General features: G+C 45.2%; 22 protein-coding genes and 1 tRNA gene. 15 read left to right on the top strand and 8 right to left on the bottom strand.

Annotation, left to right across the window (positions count from 1 at the left end; genetic code table 11):
• Positions 1-53: 53 nt before the first annotated feature.
• The 5 genes from L1D23_RS08115 to rpsU all read right to left on the bottom strand — a co-directional run bounded on the left by L1D23_RS08115 (position 54) and on the right by rpsU (position 4,768).
• Positions 54-129, bottom strand: a tRNA-Ile gene (locus tag L1D23_RS08115).
• Positions 130-268: 139 nt separating this feature from the next.
• The gene (gene rpoD / locus L1D23_RS08110) at positions 269-2,122 is read right to left on the bottom strand and encodes an RNA polymerase sigma factor RpoD (RefSeq protein WP_006958179.1); all 1,854 of its coding nucleotides are present in this window, start codon (positions 2,120-2,122) and stop codon (positions 269-271) included.
• A gap of 97 nt (positions 2,123-2,219) precedes the next feature.
• Complete coding sequence (gene dnaG, locus L1D23_RS08105) at positions 2,220-3,989, bottom strand: DNA primase (protein ID WP_239865286.1); 1,770 nt, start codon at positions 3,987-3,989, stop codon at positions 2,220-2,222.
• 93 nt (positions 3,990-4,082) lie between these two features.
• Entirely contained in the window at positions 4,083-4,526 is a 444-nt protein-coding gene (locus tag L1D23_RS08100) for a GatB/YqeY domain-containing protein (protein ID WP_019277505.1), read from the bottom strand.
• Positions 4,527-4,552: 26 nt separating this feature from the next.
• Positions 4,553-4,768 carry a 30S ribosomal protein S21 gene (rpsU, locus tag L1D23_RS08095; protein WP_001145625.1) on the bottom strand — a complete coding sequence of 72 codons (216 nt, stop codon included), beginning with the start codon at positions 4,766-4,768 and terminating at the stop codon, positions 4,553-4,555.
• 227 nt (positions 4,769-4,995) lie between these two features.
• On the opposite strand from rpsU, the gene tsaD reads away from it, so the two are divergent.
• On the top strand, positions 4,996-6,012 hold the full coding sequence (gene tsaD, locus L1D23_RS08090) for a tRNA (adenosine(37)-N6)-threonylcarbamoyltransferase complex transferase subunit TsaD (protein ID WP_239865285.1): 1,017 nt from the start codon (positions 4,996-4,998) through the stop codon (positions 6,010-6,012).
• A gap of 139 nt (positions 6,013-6,151) precedes the next feature.
• Positions 6,152-6,967 carry an alpha/beta fold hydrolase gene (locus L1D23_RS08085; protein ID WP_239865284.1) on the top strand — a complete coding sequence of 272 codons (816 nt, stop codon included), beginning with the start codon at positions 6,152-6,154 and terminating at the stop codon, positions 6,965-6,967.
• Between the two features lie 11 nt (positions 6,968-6,978).
• Here L1D23_RS08085 and plsY read toward each other — a convergent pair whose 3' ends face one another.
• The gene (gene plsY, locus L1D23_RS08080) at positions 6,979-7,593 is read right to left on the bottom strand and encodes a glycerol-3-phosphate 1-O-acyltransferase PlsY (protein ID WP_239865283.1); all 615 of its coding nucleotides are present in this window, start codon (positions 7,591-7,593) and stop codon (positions 6,979-6,981) included.
• 158 nt (positions 7,594-7,751) lie between these two features.
• On the opposite strand from plsY, the gene folB reads away from it, so the two are divergent.
• The 11 genes from folB to rpoS all read left to right on the top strand — a co-directional run bounded on the left by folB (position 7,752) and on the right by rpoS (position 15,433).
• On the top strand, positions 7,752-8,105 hold the full coding sequence (gene folB / locus L1D23_RS08075; protein ID WP_239837835.1) for a bifunctional dihydroneopterin aldolase/7,8-dihydroneopterin epimerase: 354 nt from the start codon (positions 7,752-7,754) through the stop codon (positions 8,103-8,105).
• Positions 8,102-8,596: a 2-amino-4-hydroxy-6-hydroxymethyldihydropteridine diphosphokinase gene (gene folK, locus L1D23_RS08070; RefSeq protein ID WP_239865282.1), complete on the top strand. Its 495-nt coding sequence runs from the start codon at positions 8,102-8,104 to the stop codon at positions 8,594-8,596. Before folB ends, folK begins: the two co-directional genes overlap by 4 nt.
• A gap of 11 nt (positions 8,597-8,607) precedes the next feature.
• Positions 8,608-9,411, top strand: coding sequence for an undecaprenyl-diphosphate phosphatase (locus L1D23_RS08065; RefSeq protein WP_239865281.1), 804 nt, complete (start codon positions 8,608-8,610; stop codon positions 9,409-9,411).
• Between the two features lie 112 nt (positions 9,412-9,523).
• A complete protein-coding gene (ftsB, locus tag L1D23_RS08060; RefSeq protein WP_239865280.1) occupies positions 9,524-9,802 on the top strand; it encodes a cell division protein FtsB in 279 nt (92 codons plus the stop codon).
• 2 nt (positions 9,803-9,804) lie between these two features.
• A complete protein-coding gene (gene ispD, locus L1D23_RS08055; RefSeq protein ID WP_239865279.1) occupies positions 9,805-10,509 on the top strand; it encodes a 2-C-methyl-D-erythritol 4-phosphate cytidylyltransferase in 705 nt (234 codons plus the stop codon).
• A 3-nt stretch (positions 10,510-10,512) separates the two neighbouring features.
• Positions 10,513-10,992, top strand: a complete 480-nt coding sequence (ispF, locus tag L1D23_RS08050; protein WP_239865428.1) for a 2-C-methyl-D-erythritol 2,4-cyclodiphosphate synthase — start codon at positions 10,513-10,515, stop codon at positions 10,990-10,992.
• A 46-nt stretch (positions 10,993-11,038) separates the two neighbouring features.
• A complete protein-coding gene (gene truD, locus L1D23_RS08045; protein ID WP_239865278.1) occupies positions 11,039-12,085 on the top strand; it encodes a tRNA pseudouridine(13) synthase TruD in 1,047 nt (348 codons plus the stop codon).
• Positions 12,082-12,840: a 5'/3'-nucleotidase SurE gene (gene surE, locus L1D23_RS08040; RefSeq protein WP_239865277.1), complete on the top strand. Its 759-nt coding sequence runs from the start codon at positions 12,082-12,084 to the stop codon at positions 12,838-12,840. The genes truD and surE overlap by 4 nt, the downstream gene beginning before the upstream one ends.
• Before the next feature lie 2 nt (positions 12,841-12,842).
• On the top strand, positions 12,843-13,469 hold the full coding sequence (locus L1D23_RS08035; RefSeq protein ID WP_239865274.1) for a protein-L-isoaspartate(D-aspartate) O-methyltransferase: 627 nt from the start codon (positions 12,843-12,845) through the stop codon (positions 13,467-13,469).
• A 2-nt stretch (positions 13,470-13,471) separates the two neighbouring features.
• Positions 13,472-14,383, top strand: a complete 912-nt coding sequence (nlpD, locus tag L1D23_RS08030; RefSeq protein ID WP_239865272.1) for a murein hydrolase activator NlpD — start codon at positions 13,472-13,474, stop codon at positions 14,381-14,383.
• A 66-nt stretch (positions 14,384-14,449) separates the two neighbouring features.
• Positions 14,450-15,433, top strand: a complete 984-nt coding sequence (gene rpoS, locus L1D23_RS08025; protein ID WP_239865269.1) for an RNA polymerase sigma factor RpoS — start codon at positions 14,450-14,452, stop codon at positions 15,431-15,433.
• A gap of 71 nt (positions 15,434-15,504) precedes the next feature.
• Here rpoS and L1D23_RS08020 read toward each other — a convergent pair whose 3' ends face one another.
• Entirely contained in the window at positions 15,505-16,779 is a 1,275-nt protein-coding gene (locus L1D23_RS08020) for a CNNM domain-containing protein (protein ID WP_239865267.1), read from the bottom strand.
• A 122-nt stretch (positions 16,780-16,901) separates the two neighbouring features.
• Complete coding sequence (locus L1D23_RS08015; RefSeq protein WP_239837824.1) at positions 16,902-17,696, bottom strand: inner membrane protein YpjD; 795 nt, start codon at positions 17,694-17,696, stop codon at positions 16,902-16,904.
• 208 nt (positions 17,697-17,904) lie between these two features.
• Between L1D23_RS08015 and ffh the strand changes: the two genes are divergently transcribed.
• Together ffh and rpsP are read left to right on the top strand one after the other, a co-directional pair.
• Complete coding sequence (gene ffh, locus L1D23_RS08010) at positions 17,905-19,284, top strand: signal recognition particle protein (RefSeq protein WP_239865265.1); 1,380 nt, start codon at positions 17,905-17,907, stop codon at positions 19,282-19,284.
• Positions 19,285-19,491: 207 nt separating this feature from the next.
• On the top strand, positions 19,492-19,740 hold the full coding sequence (gene rpsP, locus L1D23_RS08005) for a 30S ribosomal protein S16 (RefSeq protein ID WP_005438039.1): 249 nt from the start codon (positions 19,492-19,494) through the stop codon (positions 19,738-19,740).
• Positions 19,741-19,746 lie beyond the last annotated feature (6 nt).

Genomic DNA, 19,746 nt, shown 5'->3' with positions numbered 1-19,746 from the left:
TACAATCGAAAGTAAAAAGCCTGATGAGTTTCCTCATCAGGCTTTTTTGTATTTGGTGGCCCCTCGCAGACTTGAACTGCGGACCAATCGATTATGAGTCGACTGCTCTAACCACTGAGCTAAGGGGCCGTTAGGAGGAGAATTATAGGGTAAGCCGATAGGGCTGTCTAGATACTTGATAGGGTAAATGCGCTTAGATTTTATCCAGTTAAATCATTTGGATACAAAAAAGACGAGCAAGTGCTCGTCTTTTAATCAATTTGCTTGGTTACTCATCCAAGAAGCTGCGCAGAGTTTCTGAGCGGCTCGGGTGACGAAGTTTACGCAGTGCTTTCGCTTCAATCTGACGGATACGCTCACGAGTAACATCAAACTGCTTACCAACCTCTTCTAAGGTGTGGTCAGTATTCATATCGATACCAAAACGCATACGCAGAACTTTCGCTTCACGAGGTGTTAAGCCTGCCAGTACATCTTTCGTTGCCACTTTGAGGCTTGTAGAAGTGGCTGAATCAAGAGGTAGCTCAAGCGTGGTATCTTCAATGAAATCGCCTAGATGCGAATCTTCATCGTCACCGATTGGTGTTTCCATTGAGATTGGCTCTTTGGCAATCTTCAGAACTTTACGGATTTTGTCTTCCGGCATTTGCATGCGTTCAGCCAACTCTTCCGGTAGTGGTTCACGACCCATCTCTTGCAGCATTTGGCGAGAGATTCGGTTTAGTTTGTTGATCGTCTCAATCATGTGAACCGGAATACGGATAGTACGTGCTTGGTCAGCAATCGAACGAGTGATCGCCTGACGGATCCACCAAGTTGCGTAAGTTGAAAACTTGTAACCACGACGATATTCGAACTTATCAACTGCTTTCATCAGGCCGATGTTACCTTCTTGAATCAGATCCAAGAATTGAAGACCGCGGTTGGTGTATTTCTTCGCGATAGAAATAACCAGACGTAAGTTCGCCTCGACCATCTCTTTCTTCGCACGGCGGGCTTTCGCTTCACCGATTGACATGCGGCGACTGATGTCTTTGATGTTCTGAACCGTAAGCGATGTTTCTTCTTCAATTACTTTTAGCTTCATGATTGAGCGACGAATATCATCCTCGCTACGACGGATCTTTTCCGCATACGGTTTATCTGAAGAGAGAATCTCATCTAGCCAAGCTTCGCTAGATTCATTGCCTGTGAAGAGAGTAATGAACGATTTCTTTGGCATTTTGCCATACTCAACAGACGCTTTCATGATCAGACGTTCTTGAGTACGTACACGCTCCATTGAGGTGCGCAGCTCTTCAACTAGGTAGTCAAATTGTTTAGGCGTTAGACGGAATTCTTTGAAGACGTCGATAACCATCTCATGGGCAAGTGTCGCTTTCGGACTCTCGTTGCCATACTCGTTACAAGCAAGCTGATAGTTCTGGAAAGTGTTACGCAAAGCCGTGAACTTTTCTAGAGCAAGCTCAGGGTCGATGCCTGTATCTTCCTCTTCTTCATCGTCCTCAGACTCTTCCGCGTCTTCTTCTTCAGCATCTTCATCTTCAAGATCTGATTCTGCAAGTTCAGAACCGATATGCGTAGCCGTTGGGGCCGCTGTTTCATCTGCGTCTGGGTCGACGAAGCCCGTGATAAGATCGGTGAGGCGAAGTTCTTCTGCCTGAACCTTATCAAACTGCTCAAGAATATATGGGATCGTTCCTGGATACTCAGCAACCGCATTTTGAACTTGGTTAATACCATCTTCAATACGCTTTGCAATATCGATCTCACCTTCGCGAGTCAGTAGCTCTACGGTGCCCATCTCGCGCATGTACATACGTACTGGGTCAGTGGTGCGGCCGATTTCATTTTCTACGCTTGATAGCGCAGCAGCAGCAGCTTCAGCTGCATCCTCATCGGTGATTGTATCGTCATCATTCAGTGCAAGATCATCAGCATCCGGAGCAGTTTCCACTACTCGAATACCCATGTCGTTGATCATCTGAATGATATCTTCGACCTGCTCGGAATCTACGATTTCTGCTGGCAGGTGGTCGTTTACTTCTGCGTAGGTCAGATAGCCTTGTTCCTTGCCTTTAATGACAAGTTGTTTTAGCTGTGACTGCGGATTTTGATCCATAGACGGTATCCAACTTAGTATCTGGTGAAGGAATTAGTATGCGAGTGCAAACCACACATATTAACAAATTAATTTGTTGCTGACTATTCGAACAGGGTTACGCTTTTAAATCTAGCATCAATGCTAGCAGCTCCCTTCTCTCTTCGGTTGATAAACCGACACTTCTTTCTTTGGCCTGCAGATCTTCAATTTGTTTTTCGACACACTGAGCCAATATTTTGTCCAGCGAGTCTAAAAAAATATCTTGTTCATTGTCTTCATCGAGCGGAATTTCCCACCCTGCTAAACGAGACAGTAGAGCATCATGGCTCGTATTTCGCCAGTGTTCAGTCAACTGGCCTGTGCTTACATTGGGGTGCTGATGACAATATTCAAGCACCTCAACGAATAAACTTAATCCAGGTACCGCTAAGCCTTTCACACTCGAGAGATCTGGTACCATTTGAGCATAGCTCGGATTTTGAATAAGCAAAGCGATAACCTCTCGCATTGGAGTCCGTTTGATCTCCTTATGTGGTTGAGGTCTGGTTTCAGGGCTGCTTGTTATTAGAGAGTTCAAAAACTTTTGTAGCTGGAAGTCGCTCCAACCAGTTCCTAGTGTTAACTCTTTCCACAAGTACGCTTGTAAAGTAGGGTCCGTCGTTTTATTTAACAGTGGTGCTGCGTTAGTAGCGACGTATGAACCCCAGCGCTTAGGATCTGTATCAGGGGCGTCTTTTTTGATTTCGCTAAGTAAAAAGTCGATTAATGAGTCAGCATTATCTATTTCTGCCTCAAGAGCCTCTTTGCCAAACTTTCGAACGAAACTGTCAGGGTCTTCACCATCGGGCAAGAACAGTACCTTTAGGATTTTGTTGGCATTTAGGAAGGCCAAAGCATTTTCCATAGCACGCCTAGCTGCTTCACGGCCAGCTCGATCACCGTCATAGCAACATACTATAGTATCAGTTTGGCGAAATAGCTGGCGAATATGATCGTCAGTAGTAGATGTGCCAAGAGAAGCGACCGCGTAGTCAATACCATACTGCGCTAGTGCCACCACATCCATATAGCCTTCGACAACCAATATCTGTGGCGGCTCTCGATAGGCCTGCATCACCTCATAAAGCCCGTAGAGCTCTTTCCCTTTGTGGAAAATAGGCGTTTCAGGAGAGTTAAGGTATTTTGGTGTGCCATCGCCAATGACTCGCCCACCAAAACCAATCACTCGGCCTCGTCGGTCGCGGATCGGAAACATCACCCGGCCGCGAAAGCGGTCATAGCGGTTACCTTTATCGTTCTCAATCAGCATACCACCTGATACAAGCAAATCTTGAGCTTGTTTCTGTTGACCAAAGTTTTTCCGCACCAGATCCCATTCATCAGCGACATATCCGATGCCAAACTTCTGAACGATTTCACCAGATAAACCACGATCTTTGAGGTAGTCAATTGCGACCTTACTGGTAGAAAGTTTGAGCTGGTCTCGATAGAACTGCGCAATCCCAGTCATCAAATCGTAGAGGTTACGTTTTTGCTCGGTATTTGCTTGAGGCTGATTGGAAGGAAAGCGGCCACCCTGACGCTGCTCTCTTGGCACATCAATCCCAAGATAAGAGGCGAGTTCTTCAATGGCTTCAGGGAATTCAAGGCGCTCATATTCCATCATGAAGTCGATGGCATTGCCGTGTGCCCCACAGCCGAAACAGTGATAAAACTGCTTTTCTTGGCTAACACTAAAAGAAGGTGTTTTCTCGTTGTGGAAAGGGCAGCATGCGCTGTAGTTTTTGCCTTTTTTCTTAAGTTTTACCCGAGCGTCAATGATATCGACGATATCCAGTCGAGCCAGTAGGTCATCAATAAAACTGCGGGGAATGTGTCCTGCCATAAAACCTAACAAAGAAAGAAAAGACTAATCTAGATACAAACAAGCCGTGCGTTCCAGAGGATAGCACGGCTTGCTGCAATTTGGCTTGGGTAATTAACCGAGTTTAGCGCGAACTAAACCACTTACTTTACCCATATCTGCACGCCCTTGAATTTGAGGCTTAAGCACGCCCATTACTTTACCCATGTCTTGCATGCCCGCAGCACCTGAATCAGCAATAGCACTCTCAATAAGTGCCGCCACTTCTTCATCAGTTAGCGGTTGAGGCATAAAGTCCTCAAGTACAGCAATCTCAGCTTGCTCAGCATCGGCAAGATCTTGACGACCTGCGGATTCAAATTGAGCGACAGAGTCGCGACGTTGTTTAACCATTTTCGTCAATACAGCGAGAATATCGTCGTCGCCCAGAGTAATCTGTTCGTCAACTTCACGTTGCTTGATCGCGGAAAGAGCTAAACGAATAGTGCCAAGGCGCAGTTTATCCTTGGCTTTCATCGCTAATTTTTGCTCTTCTTTGAGAGTATCAATCAGAGCCATAACTAGAATCCTTTTGGACTTAGTTATTAGTACAGGCGAACGCGACGAGCGTTTTCGCGAGCTAGCTTCTTAGCGTGACGCTTTTGAGCCGCTGCTTTAGCGCGTTTGCGAACTGTAGTTGGCTTTTCGTAGTGCTCACGACGACGCACTTCAGAAAGGATACCTGCTTTTTCGCAAGAGCGTTTGAAACGACGTAGAGCAACGTCGAACGGTTCGTTTTCACGTACTTTAACTACTGGCATATGCCTTTCACCTCAGGGGTTATTCGTTAATGCTGACTTCACAGTACCGAGCTTTAATGCTGGCCTATAATCAGCTTGATCAAAAATGGTGCGGAATTTTAATCCGATCACATAGGCTTTGTAAAGCCCTTTGTCGTCTATTCAGTATACAAAATTTGTTTGCGAAGCCAAGCCGAGGTAAGATTGCGCCAATTTTGAATCAGAGATTAAGACACCTAGGTTAAACCATGCGCATTATTGGTATTGAAACCTCATGTGATGAAACAGGCATCGCGATTTATGACGATGAGAACGGCCTGCTTTCTCATAAGCTATATAGTCAGGTCAAACTGCATGCTGATTACGGTGGTGTGGTTCCTGAGCTTGCTTCACGAGATCATGTTAAGAAGACGATTCCATTGATTAAAGCGGCAATGGCGGAAGCTAACCTGTCGCCAAAAGATATCGATGGTGTGGCATATACGGCTGGGCCAGGATTAGTCGGTGCGTTATTGGTTGGCGCTACTATTGGTCGCAGCTTGGCATATGCTTGGGGTGTCCCCGCAGTGCCAGTTCACCATATGGAAGGCCACCTCCTTGCGCCTATGTTGGAAGATAATCCTCCACCTTTCCCATTTGTGGCGGTATTGGTTTCTGGTGGTCACTCAATGATGGTTGAAGTGAACGGGATTGGTGAATATAAGATTCTCGGTGAGTCTATCGATGACGCCGCAGGGGAAGCATTTGATAAAACAGCTAAACTGATGGGGTTGGATTATCCTGGTGGTCCACTGCTTTCTAAGTTAGCTGAAAAAGGCACGCCAGGGCGCTTTAAATTCCCACGCCCAATGACGGACCGACCAGGCTTAGACATGAGCTTCTCTGGCCTGAAAACGTTTACGGCGAATACTATTGCCGCAAATGGTGATGATGAACAAACACGCGCGGATATTGCTTTGGCATTCGAAGAAGCGGTATGCGCGACATTAACGATTAAGTGTAAGAGAGCGCTAGAGCAAACTGGCTTTAAACGTATTGTCATTGCGGGTGGCGTGAGTGCCAATCGTCGTTTACGCACTGACCTAGAACAACTTGCGCAGAAAATCGGTGGTGAGGTTTATTATCCACGTACTGAGTTTTGCACTGATAACGGTGCGATGATTGCTTATGCGGGTATGCAACGACTTAAAAATGGAGAGCTGGCTGACCTGTCTGTACAAGCAACACCTCGATGGCCTATTGATCAGCTAGAACCCATCGCTTAATTTGTTTTCTATATGTAAGTACAAGGCCGCTCTTGAGAGTTGGCCTTTCTTTTTTGGCTGACAGAGAAAACATCCGAGGTGTTAATTTTGTCATTAATGATATTCTTGGATTTTATAAATATAAATAATGGAAAGAGCCATGAATAAATTTGCGGTAGATGGCCATCAAATGGCGTATCAGGATATTGGTCAAGGCCCTGTTATCGTATTTGGTCACAGTTACTTGTGGGATAGTCAAATGTGGGCTCCCCAAGTAGACGTATTAAGCCAAAGTTATCGATGCATAGTGCCCGATTTTTGGGCGCATGGTGAATCAGACTTTGCCCCATCCTCTACTTCCTCACTTGTGGACTACGCAAAGCAAATTATTGCACTGATGGACCATTTAGATGTCGAGGAATTCTCTATCATTGGTCTTTCTGTTGGTGGTATGTGGGGCAGTGAGGTGGTTAATTTAGTGCCTGAGCGTGTTAAATCTCTGGTTATGATGGATACGTTTGTCGGTTTAGAACCAGAAGTGACCCACAAGAAATACTTCACTATGCTGGAAACGATCTCGGCTGCACAGATGGTGCCAGAACCTATCATTGATAGTGTAACACCGATGTTTTTCGCTCGAAATGCGGAGCAGGAATCCCCTAATTTAGTGGCTGCTTTTCGAAAGAGGTTATCCAACCTAAAAGGACAGCAGGCAGCGGAAGTTGCACGTATGGGACGCATGGTGTTTGGTCGTCGAGACCAAATCGAAGATATTGAAAAGTTTGCGTTACCTGTATTGATCGCTGTCGGTCAGGAGGATATTCCCCGTCCGGTACTCGAATCGTATTTAATGAATGACTGCATTTCAGGCTCAGAGCTGATTCAGGTGCCGAAAGCTGGCCATATTGCTAACCTAGAGCAGCCAGAATTTGTCACTGCAATGTTGCAGAATTTCCTAGCGAAAATATACCTATAAACTCTAAGGCCTCATTCAGAGGCCTTATCTAAATCTTTCTTTTTCTCACCGACTTTAGGTTCCGTTCCTTCAACTAATCGTCTGATGTTTTGATGATGCCTAAACACAATAAGGCAACACAGCATAGCGACTGGTAAGGTGTATTGAGGTTTGATCATCCACGTATATAAAGGGGCCAGTAATACCGTGATGATAGCGGCAAGAGAGGAATAGCGAAAAACCAATGCGACTAATAACCATGTCACGATGATCATTGCGGTTAAGTCAAAGCCTATCGGGGCTATTGCTCCAAGCGCAGTCGCGACACCTTTCCCTCCTTTAAAATGGAAAAAAATCGGATACATATGGCCTAAGCAGGCAGCGATCGCAATCACACCAAGAATGATAGGGTCGATATTGAGGAAATATCCTCCCCAAACAGGAATGGTTCCTTTGAGCATATCGCAAAGCAAGACCGAAGCGGCGGCCTTCTTATCTCCGATTCTTAATACATTGGTTGCTCCGGGATTATGAGAACCTACCCCCCTAGGGTCAGGTAACCGAAGTAAGCGACAGATCAATACGGCACTCGAGATCGAGCCTAGTAGGTAGGCAAAAATGATCATGACAAGTGCTAGTGGAGTCATATTGAAGTTACTCGTTATTTAGAGATGTTAGCTAGGCAAGTAATTGATATCATATCGTGCTTAGAATACTCAAACTACCAACTGAGTGGTGTTTGAGATAAAAATAGTACGACTTTTTACCTGATTTGGGTATCCGACCTCTAAAGGAAGCAAAGCGCATGGATAAAGTATTTATCGAGCAGTTAGAAGTGATCACGACTATCGGCGTTTATGACTGGGAACAGGAAATCAAACAAAAACTGGTTCTGGATATTGAAATGGCTCATGACAACCAGCCCGCAGGGAAAAGTGATGACGTTGCAGATGCTCTAGATTATGCGCAAGTGAGTTCGGCTGTTTTGTCTCATATTGAATCTGGTCGTTTTTTGCTGGTAGAACGGGTTGCGGAAGAAGTTGCCCATCTCATTATGACTCAATTTAGCGTGCCATGGGTTAAGATTCGCCTGACCAAGCCTGGTGCGGTTCCTCAGGCATCTGGTGTGGGTGTCGTGATTGAGCGAGGCCAAGCATGAACACGACATACATTGGCGTTGGTTCCAATGTAGACAGGCATAAACACATTGAGGCAGCTATCAGAGAGTTATCTCTACTCGGTCAAAATCTACGCTTATCAACTGTTTATGAATGCGAAGCGGTTGGGTTTGAAGGAGAGGCGTTTTTTAATCTTGTCGTAGAAATGCAAACCTCGTTAGATTTATTGGAATTTGCACGACAACTGCGTCAAATTGAGCTCAAATGGGGGCGAGAAGAAAATGCGAAGAAATTTGAGCCACGAACCGTTGATCTCGACATCATCTTGTTTGGCCAGAATATCTCTGAGCATTCGCCAGAGCTTCCTCGCAGTGATATCTACAAGTACGGGTTCGTGATTGAACCACTGCATGAACTGTGCGCTGATCTTTGTGTTCCGGGAGATGGTCGCACGATCCACCAAATCTGGCTCGAATCTTCTTACCCAGAAACCTTAAACAAAGTTGAACTCTGGTTTAATAACTACACATAATTGAGTATCTAATGAGTTATTTTGAAGCTTTTATCCTTGCCTTAATTCAAGGGCTTACCGAATTTTTACCGATTTCCAGCTCGGCACACCTAATTTTACCATCGGCCATTTTGGGCTGGGAAGATCAGGGGTTGGCATTTGATGTAGCTGTTCATGTCGGCACATTAGCTGCAGTGATGATCTATTTTCGCAGCGAAGTGGTGGCATTGTTGTCGGCATTTTTTGCTTCGATCTTTAAAGGGGATCGCAGTAAAGAAGCCAAGCTGGCATGGATGATCATTCTAGCCACCATACCTGCGTGTGTGTTTGGCTTGCTAATGAAAGACTTTATAGAATTGTATCTGCGCAGTGCTTGGGTGATTGCGACCACCACCATCGTGTTTGGTTTGCTGCTGTGGTATGTCGATAAACACGCGAATCTAGCGGATGATGAGTATCAGGCAAATTGGAAGAAAGCCCTGTTTATTGGTGTTGCTCAAGCCCTTGCCATGATTCCAGGCACTTCTCGTTCTGGCGCGACAATCACGGCAGCATTGTACTTAGGCTTTACCCGTGAAGCGGCCGCAAGGTTTTCTTTCCTCATGTCTATCCCTATCATTTTATTGGCTGGTGGTTACTTAGGTCTGAAATTGGTGAGCAGTGGCGATCCTATTCATCTAGGTTTTTTGCTAACAGGGATCGTAACCTCGTTTATCAGTGCCTATATCTGTATTCACTTATTCCTGAAGTTGATTTCACGAATGGGGATGACTCCTTTCGTCATTTATCGACTCATCCTTGGCTTTGGTTTATTTGCTTTCTTGCTTATGCAGTAATTGCAGATAATAATCAGTATCTTCGTCAAGACCACGTGGCCTAATCTCGCCTGAAAAGCGACATTGTGGTATATAGGTGGTCTTTCTCTACCTCTTATTCTTAGAATATTTTATGCGGATTTTTGCCCTAACCTTACTTCTTTTATTAGGCTGGCTACAGTACACACTGTGGCTGGGGAAAAATGGCATTTCTGAATTTCAGTCGGTTAATGCTGAAATAGAAGTTCAGCATCAAGTGAATGGAAATTTGCAAAATCGGAATAATGAAATGTTCGCTGAAATTGATGACCTACGCCAAGGGCTTGACGCAATAGAAGAACGCGCGCGTCATGAATTAGGCATGGTCAAAGAAGGTGAGACGTTTTACCGCATTGTCGGAGATGAACGCTAGGCATGACAAAATCGAGTTTCTCTATAGTCGCTATTGTTCCAGCGGCAGGTGTCGGCAGTCGTATGCAGGCTGACCGCCCAAAACAGTACCTCACTATTAATGGTAAAGCCGTTCTTGAGCATACGGTTGAGAAGCTACTGCAACATCCTAAGGTAAGTACGGTTATCGTATCGATTACTGATGGTGATCCATATTTCCCATTGCTAGCTATTGCTCAAAACCCTCAGGTGATAAAAGTGGCTGGAGGAAAAGAGCGAGCTGATTCCGTGTTGTCGGGGCTCAAGTTTGTTCATGATCATCGGCTTGCTGATTGGGTGATGGTACACGATGCCGCCAGACCATGCGTAAAACAGCAAGATTTAGACAAGTTAATTGATGTGTCTTTACAACACCCTGTGGGCGGGATTCTTGCCTCACCGGTCAGAGATACAATGAAAAGAGCAAACAGAGATCAAAACATTGCTCATACTGTAGATAGAGAAGCACTGTGGCATGCACTGACTCCACAAATGTTTAAAACTGAGCAACTGACCACTGTGTTAGAGGAGGCGCTTTCACGAGGTGCCACCATCACTGACGAGGCCTCGGCCCTAGAGTGGTCCGGGCAATCTCCAGCTTTGGTTCAGGGCTCGGCAGACAATATAAAAATTACACAGCCCGAAGATCTAGCGCTCGCAGAGTTTTATCTCAATCGTAATAAAGGATAAATGATGATTCGTATTGGTCATGGCTTCGATGTCCATAAATTTGGTGGTGAAGGCCCGGTAATTATTGGTGGCGTTTCAGTACCGTACGAGCAAGGTTTGATTGCTCATTCTGATGGTGATGTTGCCTTGCATGCATTGTGCGATGCGTTGCTAGGGGCAATTTCTGCAGGTGATATTGGGCGGCATTTTCCAGATACTGATGATGAATGGAAAGGGGCTAATAGCCGGGATTTGCTTCGCGATGTGTACCGCCGAGTTAAAGAGCAAGGTTACATCCTTGGTAATGCCGATGTCACTATTATGGCTCAGGCTCCGAAAATGGCGCCTCATATTGACGCAATGTGTGAGGTTATCGCTCAAGATTTAGAAACTGACATCAGTAATGTAAACGTCAAAGCAACAACGACGGAGCGCCTTGGCTTTACTGGCCGTAAAGAAGGGATCGCGACGGAAGCCGTTGTACTCCTTATCAAACCACAATAAATCATGACGCCTTGGGAGTGAAAGCTTAGGGCGTAACGGTAATACTATGACTGATATTTTATCTTCCCTCGTTTATCTAAATGGCAAGCCTAAAGCAACAGGTAAGCTAAAAGCCAAGCCACAGCACTTTCAGGTTATTGAAAACTTGGGTTTTGCTTTTTCTGGTGAGGGAGAGCACTTGATGGTGCGAATCCGTAAAACAGGTGAAAACACCAGTTTTGTGGCAAATGAACTTGCTAAAGTGTGCGGCGTCAAATCAAAAGATGTCAGTTGGGCAGGGCTTAAAGATCGACATGCTGTGACGGAACAGTGGTTGAGTGTCCATTTGCCTAAAGGTGAGACACCTGACTTTAGTGCGTTTCTTGCTCAGTACCCCACTATCGAGATTCTTGAGACTTGTCGGCACAACAAAAAACTGCGTCCGGGAGATCTAGTAGGAAATGAGTTTATCATTACTCTGACGGAAGTGAGTGAGGTTGACGATGTTCTCAAGCGGTTAGAGTTAGTTGGCCAGTACGGTGTACCGAACTACTTTGGTAGCCAGCGTTTTGGGCACGACGGGAATAACTTGAGTGAAGCTCGACGTTGGGGGCGCGACAATGTTCGAACCCGTAATCAGAATAAGCGCAGCCTATATCTTTCAGCTGCTCGTTCATGGATATTTAATACCATTGTTTCTGCTCGTATTGAGCAAGAGCTGTTTAATCAGGTAATTGAAGGGGACTGCCTGCAAGCGCCTGAGGGAATCATGAGTGCAACCTCAGAGATGCTGGTGGAGTTAAATGAGAAGGTTGAAAAAGGAGCCCTACAGATCACGGCGGCAATGGCTGGTGATAATGCTTTACCCACAAAAGCTAAGGCTCTAGAACTTGAGCTACCTCACCTAGAGGCAGAACCGGATTTGATGGCTCTGATTCGCGGAAATCGTATGCGTCATGACCGTCGTAACATAGCACTGAAACCTCAAAACTTGACGTGGAAGGCAGAGCATGACGCGATCACCTTACGTTTTTCATTAGATGCGGGTTGTTTTGCGACCGCAATTATCCGCGAGTTGATCCAAGAACTGGAAGTGGAGCGCAGTTACGAATGAGCGAGAAAGCACTAAAAATCCTGCTCAGTAATGATGATGGTGTGCATGCCGAAGGGATTCATGCTTTGGCTGATGCTTTGAGAGATTTGGCTGATATTACTATCGTTGCCCCAGACAGAAATCGCTCCGGTGCATCAAACTCACTTACGCTCGAGCAGCCTTTGCGAGTAAAAGTGCTTTCGGAAGGAGTCTACTCTGTTCAGGGAACCCCAACCGATTGTGTGCACTTTGCGTTGAATGAGCTTATGAAAGTTGATCTGCCAGATTTGGTTTTAACAGGCATTAATCATGGGGCGAATTTAGGGGATGATGTGTTGTACTCTGGAACGGTGGCAGCTGCGATGGAAGGCCATTTTTTAGGGGTTCAATCGATCGCATTTTCATTGGTGGGTAAAACGCATTTTTCTACAGCAGCCCAAATTGCCCGTCAAATTGTCAAACAGCATCTATCGTCACCTATCCCTACTAATCGATTGTTAAATGTCAATATTCCGGATCTTCCACTTGAAGATGTGAAAGAAATCAGTGTGACTCGTTTAGGTGCGCGTCATCACGCTGAAGCGATGATCAAGCAGCAAGATCCACGAGGGCATGATATTTATTGGTTAGGGCCTCCTGGGAAGGAGCAAGATGCTGGGGAAGGGACGGACTTTTATGCTATTGAACAAGGCTTGGTTTCTCTGACCCCGTTGCAAGTTGATCTGACGGCACATGAGTCGTTACGCAGTATGGATAATTGGTTAAAGGACGAATAAGAATGACGAATCCCCATGCCGACCGATTGATTGACTTTTTGGTCGCCAGCGGCATTCAGGATCAAAGGGTGATCAACGCGATTTATACCGTACCGAGAGAACGTTTTGTATCTCAGGCTATGATGCACCAAGCTTATGACAACAATGCGCTACCAATTGGTCAAGGGCAGACTATCTCTCAACCGTACATTGTGGCAAAGATGACAGAAATGCTTGAACTTAGCCAGACAAGTCAAGTCTTGGAGGTTGGGACTGGATCAGGCTATCAAACTGCGGTGTTGGCTCAGTTAGTGGATCACGTGTATTCGATCGAGCGTATTAAATCGCTTCAATGGGAGGCAAAGCGCCGCCTTAAGCAACTGGATATCTATAATGTTTCAACTAAGCATGGAGACGGTTGGCAAGGTTGGGCTGCAAAAGGGCCATTTGATGCGATCATTGTCACTGCTGCGGCCGCTTCAGTTCCACCAGTGTTGCTTGAGCAGTTGGTTGAAGGTGGAATACTGGTGATTCCCGTCGGTGAGGATGTCCAAAAGTTACTCAAAATTACTCGCCAGAATAATGAATTTTTATCTCAAATTATTGAGGATGTGCGTTTTGTTCCCCTCATTGCTGGTGAACTCGCTTAACTATGATGCAGTGGTCTAAATTTTTTCCTGTTGTGGCTGTGAGTAGCATATTAATCGGATGTGCTGCTCATTCCCCAGCGCCAGTTTCAGGCTTAAACAAAGACTACAGCTCGATTTCCCGTGGGAGCTATCGAGGCAGTTACTACCAAGTCAAGAAAGGTGACACGCTTTACTTTATTGCGTACGTCACAGATAAAGATGTAAAAGATATCATTCGTTACAATGGTTTAACTAAGCCTTACACCATTTTTCCAGGCCAAAAATTGAAACTTTGGCAGCCTGCGTATAACCCGCCAGCGTATGGTGGTACTGGTGCGGGTACGGTATCCCCACCTGTGGCTGTTGCCGTAGCCTCAACTCCTTCTGTAAATTCGAGTAAAAACTCGAATCAATCAGTTAGCAACAAGGGCACACAAAGCAAACCGAGTGTGGCCAAAAAAGAACCAATTAAGAAGGTTGATCAATCAAAATCAAAGGAGTATGTTGGTTCTAAAAGTAAACAAAACGTTAACAAACCAGTCAGTGGTCCTAAACCAAAGAATGAGAAGATTTCTCGATGGTTATGGCCAACTAAAGGGAGGGTAATCAAAAACTTCTCAGCTGGAGACCAAGGGAATAAAGGCATCGACATTGCAGGACAGCGAGGTCAGCCGATATCGTCTACAGCTAGTGGCACCGTTGTATATTCGGGTAATGCACTGCGCGGTTATGGTAATCTCGTGATTATCAAACATAACGATAATTATCTCAGTGCTTATGCGCACAATGAACGGTTGCTCGTACACGAAGGACAAAGTGTAAAAGCAGGCCAGAAAATCGCAACAATGGGCAGTTCTGGAACCAACAGTGTTCGTCTACACTTTGAAATTCGCTATCAAGGTAAGTCGGTGAATCCAAAACGCTACTTACCCTAATACTTTATAGGTTTATAGCGACATTAGAAGTAGTAATGTCTTGCTAGCTCGCCAGGGGGAGGCGCTATGAGTATCAGCAATGCAGCAACGAAAGTCGAAGAGTTTGAGCTTGGACCTACAATGGAATCGATTCAAGCAAGCGAACAGACTACTACCAACCGCACCCAATCTGAGGACGCCAAAGAGGAATTTGACGCTTCCACAAAGAGTCTGGATGCCACCCAACTTTACTTAGGGGAAATCGGTTTTTCTCCGCTACTCACCGCAGAAGAAGAAGTGTTGTACGCTCGCCGTGCCTTAAGAGGCGACGAAGCTGCGCGTAAACGTATGATTGAAAGTAACCTTCGTCTAGTCGTAAAAATATCTCGTCGATATAGCAATCGTGGTCTTGCCTTACTCGACTTAATTGAAGAGGGCAACCTTGGATTGATCCGAGCGGTTGAGAAGTTTGACCCTGAAAGAGGTTTCCGATTTTCCACTTACGCCACATGGTGGATTCGTCAGACTATTGAACGTGCCCTGATGAATCAGACTCGTACCATTCGTTTGCCAATTCATGTTGTCAAAGAGCTCAATATTTATTTGCGTACTGCTCGAGAGCTATCACAAAAGCTCGACCATGAACCAACGGCAGAAGAGATTGCATCACAGCTGGATAAGCCTGTTGACGATGTCAGTAAGATGCTACGCCTCAACGAACGCATTAGCTCCGTTGATACACCGATTGGTGGTGATGGTGAGAAAGCGCTTCTGGACATTATTCCAGATGTAAATAACTCGGACCCAGAAGTATCCACTCAAGATGATGATATTAAGTCTTCATTGATCCACTGGTTAGATGAGCTAAATCCGAAGCAGAAAGAAGTACTGGCTCGTCGATTTGGACTACTAGGGTATGAACCCTCTACCTTGGAAGAAGTGGGACGAGAAATCAATTTAACTCGTGAACGCGTTCGCCAGATCCAAGTCGAAGGCTTACGCCGCTTGAGAGAGATCCTGATAAAACAGGGGCTGAATATGGAAAGTCTATTCAGTATAAACGAAGAATAAATTCTTAAGTGAAGAAAAAGCCTTGGCAGTGCCAAGGCTTTATTATTTTGTAGCGTGCTATCTATTGGTAATTAGCTTTCTTTAACACTACTTGGAAAAACTTTGACTAGCTTAATACGGTTTTCTTCCAGCTCGACAATTTCCATCGGATGCCCCGATACCTGAACACTCAAGTGGCTTTCAGGAATATCTTCTAGGTGTTCTAGAATCAAGCCATTTAATGTTCTTGGTCCGTCGGTCGGTAATTTCCACATCAGACCTTTGTTAATATCTCGAATGTTGGCGCTGCCTTCGATCAGGAAACTGCCATCGCCTTGGGGCGTGATTTCATCGGAGAGGCTTGGTGCAATGGACGTAGTAAACTCACCTACGATTTCTTCCAGAATATCTTCTAGAGTGATCAAGCCGATGATGTCACCATATTCGTTAACGATCAGGCCAATGCGTTCTTTATTGCGCTGGAATTTAAGTAGCTGAATATTGAGTGGTGTTCCTTCTGGAATGAAGTACACTTCGTCAGCGGCTCTCAGTAGTGTTTCTTTATTAAACTCGTTCTTTTCTAGCATTAAGCGATAAGATTCTCGTAAGCGTAGCATGCCAACGACTTCGTCAATCTGATCTCGGTAAAGCACGACTCGACCATGAGGTGAGTGGGTCAGCTGACGAACAATCGATTTCCAGTCGTCATTAATATCAATACCGGTAATCTCGTTTCTTGGCACCATGATGTCATTCACAGTCACATGCTCAAGATCGAGTATTGAGATCAACATATCTTGGTGACGCCTCGGGATCAGACTACCTGCTTCATTGACCACTGTGCGCAGTTCTTCTGAGCTCAGGTGATCATCACCACCATGATTCGCTCGAATCCCAAGTAAACGGATAAAACCATTGGTAATGAAGTTTACTAACATCACTAGGGGTGAAAGTAGCCTCATCAAAATACTGAGTAAAATACTGCTGGCATAGGAGACTCGCTCAGGATAGAGCGCCGCCAGTGTTTTTGGGGTGACTTCCGCAAAGACGAGAATCACCATAGTTAGAGCACCAGTGGCAATTGCCACACCGATATCGCCGTATAAGCGCATACCAAGAATGGTGGCGATGGCAGAGGCGAGAATGTTGACTAAGTTATTGCCAATCAGAATTAAACCAATCAAACGATCTGGGCGATCTAAGAGTTTCTCGACTCGCTTAGCACCTTTATGTCCATGATTTGCAAGGTGCTTTAGGCGATAGCGATTCAGGGCCATCATACCAGTCTCTGAACCTGAGAAATATCCTGAAATAACAATCAGACACGCGAGTAGCGCAAACAAGATACCCGTTGATATGTCGTCCAAAACTTATCTTTTCCTTTTGATGTTTGATTAATTTATGACCTAACTAAAGCGCCAAGTCAATCTCAGGTTGCGGGCGAAGTATTGTAAAAGAAAGGTGCACTGTATGCACCTTTGAATATCAATTAGTTAAGAATGATCTCACGAACAAAGCGACTACCGAAGTAAGCTAGCGTCAATAAGGTTGCACCTGCTACGGCAAACCATGTGACTTTACGACCACGCCAGCCCTTTTGATAATGTCCCCAAAGCAGTATCGAGTACACTACCCACGCAATAAACGACAAGATGCCTTTGTGCGCTTTTCCTTGAGCGAACATATCCTGCACAAACACAAAACCCGTTATTAGCGTTCCCGTTAAAAGCAAGTTACCGACAAGGATGATGTTAAACAATTGTCGTTCAACCATCAGAAGTGGTGGCAAGTTAGGGTTGATCACTAAAGCTTTTTTCGCTTTAAGTTTATGATCTAACCATGCCAGCTGTAGGGCGTATAATGCGCCTATGGTTAGCGTTGAATAGGAAAACAACGCTAAAGAAATGTGGATCAGTAATTTAGGATCTTGTTCTAAGTGAGTAATGAAGGTACTCGGCAAGAAGGCTGCGGCAGATAGGTTAATCGCAGCAAAGCTATATACAACGGGAAGTAAGAACCACAAACGTGTTCTAAGCATAGCTAGGCTTAGGACCAGAGAAATAATAAAGCTAATCAATGAGGCGACATTGAGAATGCTAAGGTTCTGTCCTGAACCCTCAATAATCAGATCACTTAATAGCCAGGCATGAAAAGCGAGCGCTAAGAATGCACTGATAAAGACAGTTTTGGCTCGGATCCCTGTTTGATGTACAAGGCCTGGTACTATGGTTGCGATTGCTAAGAAATAGAGCACAGCAGCAGCAACGGCGATTAAGTTATCCATTCTTCTCTTAAAGATCGGGTTAATTTTTAACAAATTATACCCTGCATCAACCGCTTGGGCTATGACTTATCTCCCTGATTTGTGTCTCATCAGAGAGCAAATGTTATCGCGGCAGTGCAAAGGGTGGGCTGGCTAAGGTATACTCACAATAATTTGTCGTCATTTTTAGGGCGACTACACTGTGAGTCGCTCAGGTAAAGAGACTAAGATGTTTGAGAATTTAACGGATCGATTATCCAAAACGCTGAAGAACATCAGCGGTAAAGGTCGTTTGACCGAAGACAATATAAAAGACACGTTACGCGAAGTGCGTATGGCGCTGCTTGAAGCCGACGTCGCTCTTCCGGTTGTACGTGATTTTGTCAAACGCGTTAAAGAAGGCGCGGTGGGTGTTGAGGTTTCTAAATCTTTAACGCCAGGCCAAGAGTTCATAAAGATTGTTCAATCTGAACTTGAAGCCGTTATGGGCGAATCTAACGAAGCGTTAAACCTTGCTGCACAGCCACCAGCTGTCATTTTGATGGCGGGTCTGCAAGGTGCGGGTAAAACTACGTCGGTGGGTAAGCTCTCTAAGCTACTTAAAGAAAGAGATAAGAAGAAAGTTCTTGTAGTCTCTGCGGACGTTTATCGCCCGGCGGCGATTAAACAGCTAGAAACACTGGCTTCAGACATTGGTGTCGACTTTTTCCCATCCTCTCCTGACCAAAAGCCGATTGATATTGCCAATGCGGCCATTGATCATGCGAAGAAGAAATTTTATGACGTTCTTCTTGTCGATACTGCGGGTCGCCTAGCTATTGATGAGCAGATGATGGGGGAGATACAAGAACTTCACACCGCCATCGACCCAGTCGAAACCCTATTTGTTGTCGATGCAATGACAGGTCAGGATGCCGCCAATACTGCGAAAGCGTTTGGTGATGCACTACCACTGACGGGGGTGATTCTAACCAAAGTCGATGGTGATGCTCGTGGTGGTGCAGCACTTTCGGTTCGTCACATCACAGGTAAACCAATTAAGTTCTTGGGTGTCGGTGAGAAAATCGATGCATTAGAACCATTCCACCCAGATCGTGTTGCTTCTCGTATCCTAGGCATGGGAGATGTGCTTTCTCTTATTGAAGACCTTCAGCGTAATGTTGATACCGAGAAAGCAGAAAAACTGGCGAAGAAGTTCAAAGAGAAGAAAGGTTTCGACCTTGAAGACTTCCGTGAACAACTTGGTCAGATGCAGAACATGGGCGGCATGATGGGCATGATGGATAAGCTGCCAGGCATGAGCAATTTGCCAGACAACGTCAAAGATAAAGTCGATGACAAGATGTTTAAGCAAATGGAAGCCATCATTAACTCAATGACCATGAAAGAACGTCAACGTCCTGAATTGATCAAGGGATCACGTAAGAAGCGTATTGCTGCGGGCTCGGGTACTCAAGTTCAAGATGTCAATCGCCTGTTAAAGCAGTTCACTCAGATGCAGAAGATGATGAAGAAAATGCAGAAGGGTGGTATGAAAGGCATGATGCGCAATATGCAAGGCATGATGGGTGGCATGGGCGGCGGTGGCTTCAACCCATTTGGGCGTTAAGCTAAGTCATCGGCAATATTTCAAGGTGTTAGCTGAGTCACAAACTTAAATACCATTTTATGTTGGTGAAAAAGTAGCTAAAGACCTTGCATTGCTCCGGAATAAGAGTAAAATTCCGGAGCTTTATTTTGGCACGAGACCCCAAACTGTTTTTTGTTAAGCGGTTCCTGGGGTTAATTTTATTTTTGAGAAAGCAAAGAGGACGACATGGTAACCATTCGTTTGGCACGTCACGGCGCTAAGAAGCGTCCATTTTATCAAATCGTAGTAGCGGACAGCCGCAATGCTGCAACTGGCCGTTTCATCGAGAAAGTGGGTTTCTTCAACCCAACAGCTAAAGGTCAAGAAGAAGGTCTACGTCTAGACCTAGATCGCGTTAACCACTGGGTTGGTCAAGGCGCATCTCTATCTGACCGCGTAGCTAAGCTAGTTAAAGACGCTCAAAAAGCGGCTTAATTCTTA

Origin of the sequence: Vibrio sp. Isolate24 (assembly GCF_022398215.1) — a bacterium.
Lineage (GTDB): Bacteria > Pseudomonadota > Gammaproteobacteria > Enterobacterales > Vibrionaceae > Vibrio > Vibrio coralliilyticus_A.
This window is presented reverse-complemented; position numbering and strand designations above follow the sequence as displayed.